The sequence below is a fragment of the Guptibacillus hwajinpoensis genome, from assembly GCF_020171785.1.
Lineage (GTDB): Bacteria > Bacillota > Bacilli > Bacillales > Guptibacillaceae > Guptibacillus > Guptibacillus sedimenti.
This window is the reverse complement of the sequence record NZ_JAIVAE010000018.1, coordinates 50,942-58,956: the sequence shown is the minus strand read 5'-3', so window position 1 is coordinate 58,956 and position 8,015 is coordinate 50,942. Positions and strand designations below refer to the sequence as shown.

Here is an 8,015-nt window from a genome sequence, read left to right as displayed (position 1 = left end):
GAAGAGGTCACACCCGTTCCCATGCCGAACACGGAAGTTAAGCTCTTCAGCGCCGATGGTAGTTGGGGGATCTCCCCCTGCAAGAGTAGGACGTCGCTGGGCAATGATGAAAGGCGAGAAACCAAACGGTTTCTCGCCTTTTTGTATGGTTTTATGGTTGAATTTTCATTGGGTCAAATCCCTTCTTCAATACCTTTGCAGAATAAACGATGCTCCTTCTTAAAATCTCCCCCTCGATCCTATCAAATTATAAGAAGTAAATGGTATTTTGGACTCTCCTATTAAATCACATTTCTCAGAGGTTCTCAGTCGAACAAATTGACATTTATTAATCATTAAACTCCAAACTGATACTTCACTTTTAGGGATAGTAAGAAATGAAATTATTCGTCCGCAACACATTCTCAAAAGAGAGATTAGCTAGTAGTTGGAAAGGGTACAAACTACAAACGATAAAATGAGGGACTGGTACATTATTAGCACAGGCTAACTACCTTTTATAAACGTTCTTACTTCGTATAAAAAAGTAAAGAAATAAAGAGTCTTGAATTTCACATAAATGGAAAAGCTTAAAAAGACATGTGATAGGCTTGTTACTTTGCAATCTACACTAAACACGTTATAATATATTCAACGTCAAATATAGTCAAAGTCAGTATGGGGACGGAGAGGAGGGAACTCAGTGAGGAATGTTTCCGATATTATTGAAGCCTATTTAAAGAAAATTTTAATGGTTGATGGAAGGGATGCTGTTGAGATTAAACGAAGTGAAATAGCAGATAAATTTCAATGCGTTCCCTCACAAATTAATTACGTCATCAATACTCGCTTTACGATTGAAAAAGGGTATATTGTGGAAAGTAAAAGAGGTGGAGGGGGTTATATACGGATTGTTAAAGTTAAGCCCGAAACCCACGCTGATTTAATTGATGAAATGCTCCAGATTGTCAAAAATCAAGTTCCACAAGTCGTTTCAGAAAATATTATCCTTCGTTTACTCGAAGAAGAGGTTATTTCAGAACGAGAAGCGAAGTTAATGTTAAGCGTACTAGATCGTACAGTGATTACAATAGAGCTACCGTTAAGAGATCACTTGCGTGCGAATATGTTGCGTGCAATGCTTATCGCTTTAAAATATAAATAATATTACTACGATAAGGGTAGATAAGGAGGGTTGCCCTATGACTTGTCAGGAATGTGGTGAGCGCCCTGCTACGCTTCATTTCACCAAAATTATAAATGGTGAAAAAACAGAAACTCACATTTGTGAAAAGTGTGCAAAAGAAAAAGGTGAGGTAGAGCCAGGCACTAACCATTTTTCTATCCATAACTTATTATCGGGATTACTAAATTTTGAAACTCCTATTGGCGAGAGCCAGGCGCAGTCTTTTTATAAACCGGAGCCAAGTCACTGTCCTAAATGTGGCTTAACTTATCAGCAGTTTACGAAGATTGGTCGTTTTGGCTGTTCAGATTGTTATAAAACATTTTCCGATAAACTTGACCCTATACTTAAGAAAGTTCATGGCGGTAATACGATCCATTCTGGAAAAATTCCTAAACGAGCTGGCGCGGCAATAGAAATGGAGCGCAAAGTTCAAAGTTTAAGAAACAAAATGAAAGAGTATATTGAACTTGAGGAATTCGAAAAAGCTGCAGAAACGAGAGATTTGATTCGTTCCCTTGAAGACAAAAGTACATCGGAAGGGGGAGAATAATGTCACTTCAGCATTTTATCAGCGAGGCTGTGAGCCCCTGGATGAAAAACGAAGGTCCTGACTCAGATATTGTAATGAGCAGCCGCGTAAGGTTTGCACGTAATTTAAAGAATTTCGTTTTCCCTATTCTTTCTAATCGTGAGCATAACCTAGAGGTTATTGAAGAGGTAAGAGGTCAATTTACTGACATACCAGACGATCAGGTAGGGCAGCTGGAGTTAATCGAAATGGATGATTTAAAGCCTATCGAAAAACGGGTACTTGTAGAAAAGCATCTTATTAGTCCTAACCTTATCGAACACTCCAAAAATGGAGCTGTCCTTTTGAGTGAGAACGAAACGGTTAGCATTATGATTAATGAAGAAGACCATTTTCGTATTCAGTGTCTAGTAGCTGGGTTTGAACTTAAAAAAGCTTTGTCGCTAGCCAATTCTCTTGATAATTGGATTGAAGAAAAAGTGGATTATGCTTTCGATGAAAGAAAAGGTTACTTAACTAGTTGCCCGACAAATGTAGGAACTGGAATGAGGGCCTCTGTGATGTTGCATCTTCCCGCGCTTGTCTTAACACAGCAGTTAAATCATATTATTCCAGCTATTAATCAGCTGGGACTCGTGGTAAGAGGTAGTTATGGTGAGGGAAGTGAAGCTCTGGGTAACATCTTTCAAATATCAAATCAAATTACACTTGGTAAGACTGAAGATGACATTATCGAAGACCTACAAGGTGTAGTTAGGCAAGTTATTGAAAAGGAAAGAGCTGCTAGACGTGCCCTTCTTGATAATTCGAGAATTGAATTAGAAGATCGGATTTATCGAGCACTTGGTGTCCTACAGAATAGTAGGATCATTCAATCAAAAGAGGCGGCTAAATGTTTATCAGATGTGAGACTTGGGATTGATTTAGGTCTTGTTAAAGGATTATCTAAATCGATCTTGAATGAATTGCTTATCCTTACTCAACCAGGCTTCTTACAACAATATGCTGGGGCGAGTCTAACCCCTACAGAGCGAGACATTAAACGTGCTACTTTAATTAGAGAACGACTTGAACTTGAAGATCAACTAACGAAGAATGTGGAGGGTGATGAATAATGATGTTTGGACGATTTACAGAACGTGCCCAGAAAGTACTTGCATTAGCACAAGAAGAGGCAATCCGACTTGGTCATAATAACGTTGGAACTGAACATATCCTACTTGGCTTGATTCGCGAAGGGGAAGGCATTGCAGCTAAAGCTTTAACAGCTCTTGGGCTGGGCTCAGAAAAGATTCAAAAAGAAGTAGAGAAGTTGATTGGGCGAGGACAGGATTCTGTTCAATCTATTCACTATACACCAAGAGCTAAGAAAGTTATCGAGCTATCAATGGATGAAGCACGTAAGCTAAGCCATTCCTATGTTGGAACTGAGCATATCTTACTTGGTCTTATTCGTGAAGGAGAAGGTGTTGCAGCTCGTGTTCTTAACAACCTTGGTGTCAGCTTGAATAAAGCACGTCAACAGGTTCTTCAGTTGCTTGGAAGCAATGAAAGTTCTTCTTCTAGTCATCAGGGTGGTGGAGCAAGTGCCAATACGCCAACGCTCGATAGCCTAGCAAGAGACCTTACTGTCATAGCACGAGACAATGGTTTAGACCCTGTTATTGGCCGAAGCAAAGAAATTGAGCGAGTGATTGAAGTGCTTAGCCGACGTACGAAAAACAATCCGGTTCTTATTGGTGAGCCCGGTGTAGGTAAGACAGCAATTGCTGAGGGCCTTGCGCAGCAAATTATTAATAATGAAGTACCTGAGACTCTCCGTGATAAGCGTGTCATGACGCTTGATATGGGTACTGTAGTAGCCGGAACGAAATACCGTGGTGAATTCGAAGATCGTTTAAAGAAAGTAATGGATGAAATTCGTCAGGCAGGCAATATCATTTTATTCATTGATGAACTTCATACGCTAATTGGAGCTGGTGGGGCAGAAGGTGCAATTGATGCATCGAACATCCTCAAGCCGGCACTAGCAAGAGGGGAGCTTCAGTGTATTGGTGCGACAACACTTGACGAGTATCGTAAATATATTGAGAAGGATGCGGCACTTGAAAGACGTTTCCAACCAATACAGGTAAATGAACCGACAAGTGATGAATCGGCGCTTATCTTAAAAGGTCTACGTGATCGTTATGAAGCCCACCACCGCGTTACAATTACAGATGATGCTATAGAGGCTGCTGTAAAGCTTTCAGATCGTTACATTTCAGATCGTTTTCTACCAGATAAAGCGATTGACCTAATTGACGAAGCTGCTTCGAAAGTTCGTCTACGTTCTTATACAGCACCACCGAATTTGAAAGAGCTTGATAAGAAGCTGGAAGAAGTTCGAAAAGAAAAAGATGCTGCTGTTCAAAGTCAAGAATTTGAGAAAGCCGCTTCTCTTCGGGACTCCGAGCAACGCTTACGTGAGCAGCTTGAGCAAACGAAGAAAGAGTGGAAAGAAAAGCAAGGCAAAGAGAATCAAGAAGTTACGCCAGAAGATATTGCGATTGTCGTGGCCAATTGGACCGGAATCCCGGTTTCCAAACTAGAAGAGCAGGAAACAGAGCGACTATTGAAGATGGAAGAAATTCTTCATAATCGTCTGATCGGTCAAGAAGAAGCAGTTAAATCTATTTCAAAAGCAGTTCGACGTGCTCGTGCTGGGCTTAAGGATCCTAAACGCCCAATTGGTTCATTCATCTTCCTTGGACCAACTGGTGTAGGTAAGACGGAACTCGCTCGTGCAGTTGCTGAAACGCTATTCGGTGAAGAAGATTCTGTAATCCGCATTGATATGTCTGAGTACATGGAGAAACACTCAACGTCACGCCTTGTTGGTTCACCTCCAGGATATGTTGGATATGAAGAAGGTGGTCAGTTAACTGAGAAGGTAAGACGCAAACCTTATTCTGTTATCTTGCTAGATGAGATTGAAAAAGCACATCCAGATGTGTTTAATATTCTATTACAAGTGCTAGAAGATGGACGATTGACTGATTCTAAAGGGCGCGTAGTTGATTTCCGCAATACAGTAGTCATTATGACGTCAAACGTTGGGGCTAGCACGCTTAAGCGCAATAAATATGTTGGGTTCTCAACAGGATCTGAAGGTCAAGAATATAGTGATATGAAAGGTAAAGTGATGGATGATCTTAAGAAGACTTTCCGTCCGGAGTTCTTGAATCGTATTGATGAGACGATCGTATTCCATTCCCTTGAAAAGAAACACTTGAAAGAAATTATAGTCCTAATGGCCAACCAACTTAAGGCTCGGCTATCTGACCATGGAATTGATTTTGAACTAACTGACCCTGCCCTTGAGAAAATTTCTGAAGAAGGCTATGATCCAGAATATGGAGCTCGACCGCTTAGAAGAGCTCTACAGCGCCATATTGAAGATCGTCTTTCTGAAGAATTGTTAAAAGGAAATATTGAAAAAGGTCAGCGAGTGAAGATTGATTACAAAGAGAATGATTTTGTTGTCGAAACGCTCTCTGAAGCAACATCATCATAAGAAATTCAACCGGAAGTTTTATCTTCCGGTTTTTTTCTATTTGAGGAGTGGTTTGCTTCACTTAAGGGAAAGGTAATGTGATTAGAATTTTATTGATCTTTTTTGAGGAGTTCATACTCTTCAATTTAAGAGTGATTCACTGAATCGATGGAACTTTTGTAAACGGCTGATCGTTATGAGTTCATAGGAACTTATAAGGTGTGATAAAATAAATGTAGGGAATTTGTTCGGTTAATTGAAAGTGAGGATATTAGATGGCGAAGAAAAAAACGAAATTTATGTGTCAGGATTGCGGCTATGAATCTCCAAAATGGATGGGGAAATGTCCAGGATGTCATCAATGGAACACGATGGTAGAAGAAATGGTTCCAGGGGATAACGATCGTAGACGTTTTGTTACTTCAAGCAATGAAACGGCGAGCAAACCGACATCTATTAGAAGTATCCAAAAAGAAATGGAGCCTAGAATACTAACCCACATCACGGAACTTGATCGTGTATTAGGCGGTGGTGTCGTTCCAGGTTCACTCGTTCTTGTTGGGGGTGACCCGGGGATTGGTAAATCAACGCTCTTGTTACAAACATCTTCGAAGTTGGCTGATCAGGATCACCCCGTTCTGTACATCTCTGGTGAGGAGTCGGTAAAGCAAACGAAGCTTCGTGCAGATCGCTTAGGTGTTGATGCGGAAAAATTATTTGTATTAGCGGAGACGGATCTTGAGTATATTAGTAAAGCGATTGAAGAAATAAACCCGCAACTTGTCATTATCGACTCAATCCAAACGATTTTCAGATCAGAAGTTACATCTGCTCCGGGTAGTGTTTCTCAAGTTCGCGAATGTACTTCACAACTTATGCGTATAGCTAAAACAAAGGGAATTGCAGTTTTTATTGTGGGGCATGTAACAAAAGAAGGGTCGATTGCGGGTCCGAGACTTTTAGAACATATGGTAGATGCGGTGCTTTACTTTGAGGGAGAGCGTCACCACACCTTTCGGATTCTTCGCGGCGTAAAAAACCGCTTTGGATCGACAAATGAAATAGGTGTTTTTGAGATGAAGGAAGAGGGTCTTGAAGAAGTACTTAATCCTTCTGAAATTTTTCTAGAAGAACGATCTTCTGGTTCTGCAGGATCAACGGTTGTTGCATCTATGGAGGGAACGCGAACTGTTCTTGTTGAAATACAAGCACTTATATCACCTACTAGCTTTGGAAATCCACGTAGAACGGCAACAGGTATTGATCATAACCGAGTATCGTTACTAATGGCAGTTCTTGAGAAAAGAGTAGGTCTTCTTTTGCAAAACCAGGATGCTTATTTGAATGTGGCTGGTGGTGTAAGACTTGATGAGCCTGCAATTGACCTTGCTATAGCTGTTTCCATTGCTTCAAGTTTTAGAGACAAACCAACACGTCCTTCTGACATAGTAGTAGGTGAAATTGGATTGACTGGAGAAATTAGACGAGTCTCTCGTATTGAACAACGAGTCATCGAAGCCGCCAAACTAGGTTTTGAACGGGCTATTATTCCAAAGAAGAACATAGGTGGATGGACTTTTCCCGAAGGTATTCAGGTAATCGGTGTTCAAACAGTAGACGAAGCATTAAATGAAGCGCTAGGAGGGTAGAAGATGGAGATCGATAAGCAGCAGGAAATTATAAATGGCATATTAAAAATCGTTGCGCCAGGTACGCAATTAAGGCATGGGATCGATAATATTCTACGCGCGAATACCGGTGGCCTTATTGTTGTAGGATATGATGGTAAGTTGCAAGAAATTGTTGATGGAGGCTTCTCAATTGAGTGTCGCTTCACCCCTGCGTATTTATATGAATTAGCAAAAATGGACGGGGCGATTATATTAAACAAAGAAGCCTCCAAAATATTATATGCAAATACACAATTAATTCCAGAAACCTCTATTCCATCAACGGAGACCGGAATTCGTCATCGAACTGCAGAGCGGGTTGCCAAGCAAACAGGTAATCTAGTGATTTCGATCTCCCAGCGTCGTAACGTCATTACGCTTTATCAGGGAAATATTCGCTATTCATTAAAAGAAATTGGCGTTATTCTGACAAAAGCCAATCAAGCGATGCAAACGTTAGAGAAATACAAATCAGTTCTAGATCAGGGGATTACAGACCTCGGTGCGCTTGAGTTTGAAGAACTTGTCACGCTTCAAGAAGTAGCACAGGTAATTCACCGGATTGAAATGGTGTTACGCATTAAGAAAGAGATTCTTAATTACATTAACGAGCTAGGGACAGAAGGACGATTAATTAGCATGCAGATGGAAGAGCTTGTATCTAATCTTGAGTCAGAGGCAAAGTGGCTGATTGGCGATTATGTGAAGGACGTTGATGAATCTCCTGCTGATGTAATGAAACGTTTGAAGAGGCTCTCAAGTGATGATTTGCTAGAAGAAAACGCGATAATGAAGATACTTGGTTACCAGGATCAGAATGAGAATGTTACTCCAAGAGGTTACCGGATTCTGCATAAAATTCCAAGGTTACCATCTAACATTATTGAAAATTTGGTCGATAGTTTTGATAACCTAAATGCGATTTCGAAAGCTTCGATCGAGGAATTGGATCATGTCGATGGAATCGGGGCTATTCGAGCCAAGAAAATAAAAGATGGACTAAAGCGAATTCAAGAACAACTCTTTGTAGATCGCCATATATAGGGCTGTGAAATAGACATTCCATAGGGGGTGTGCTACTCTATAATTAATTTATAGTCATGCAAGCCAACC

General features: G+C 40.6%; 6 protein-coding genes and 1 rRNA gene. All 7 read left to right on the top strand.

All coding sequences use genetic code 11. The features are described from left to right. Nucleotides 1-102 (top strand): 5S ribosomal RNA (gene rrf, locus LCL91_RS20660); the annotation flags it as partial. A gap of 580 nt (nt 103-682) precedes the next feature. Continuing rightward, a complete protein-coding gene (locus LCL91_RS20655) occupies nt 683-1,144 on the top strand; it encodes a CtsR family transcriptional regulator (RefSeq protein ID WP_159780801.1) in 462 nt (153 codons plus the stop codon). A gap of 37 nt (nt 1,145-1,181) precedes the next feature. Continuing rightward, entirely contained in the window at nt 1,182-1,718 is a 537-nt protein-coding gene (locus tag LCL91_RS20650; RefSeq protein WP_224885209.1) for a UvrB/UvrC motif-containing protein, read from the top strand. After that, nucleotides 1,718-2,812 carry a protein arginine kinase gene (locus LCL91_RS20645; protein WP_224885208.1) on the top strand — a complete coding sequence of 365 codons (1,095 nt, stop codon included), beginning with the start codon at nt 1,718-1,720 and terminating at the stop codon, nt 2,810-2,812. Before LCL91_RS20650 ends, LCL91_RS20645 begins: the two co-directional genes overlap by 1 nt. Continuing rightward, nucleotides 2,812-5,253 (top strand): ATP-dependent protease ATP-binding subunit ClpC, encoded by a 2,442-nt coding sequence (gene clpC, locus LCL91_RS20640; RefSeq protein ID WP_224885206.1) that lies wholly within the window; start codon nt 2,812-2,814, stop codon nt 5,251-5,253. The genes LCL91_RS20645 and clpC overlap by 1 nt, the downstream gene beginning before the upstream one ends. 254 nt (nt 5,254-5,507) lie before the next feature. Next, on the top strand, nt 5,508-6,881 hold the full coding sequence (radA, locus tag LCL91_RS20635) for a DNA repair protein RadA (RefSeq protein ID WP_224885204.1): 1,374 nt from the start codon (nt 5,508-5,510) through the stop codon (nt 6,879-6,881). A gap of 3 nt (nt 6,882-6,884) precedes the next feature. Then, a complete protein-coding gene (disA, locus tag LCL91_RS20630) occupies nt 6,885-7,946 on the top strand; it encodes a DNA integrity scanning diadenylate cyclase DisA (RefSeq protein ID WP_098445950.1) in 1,062 nt (353 codons plus the stop codon). The last annotated feature ends 69 nt before the right edge of the window (nt 7,947-8,015 follow it).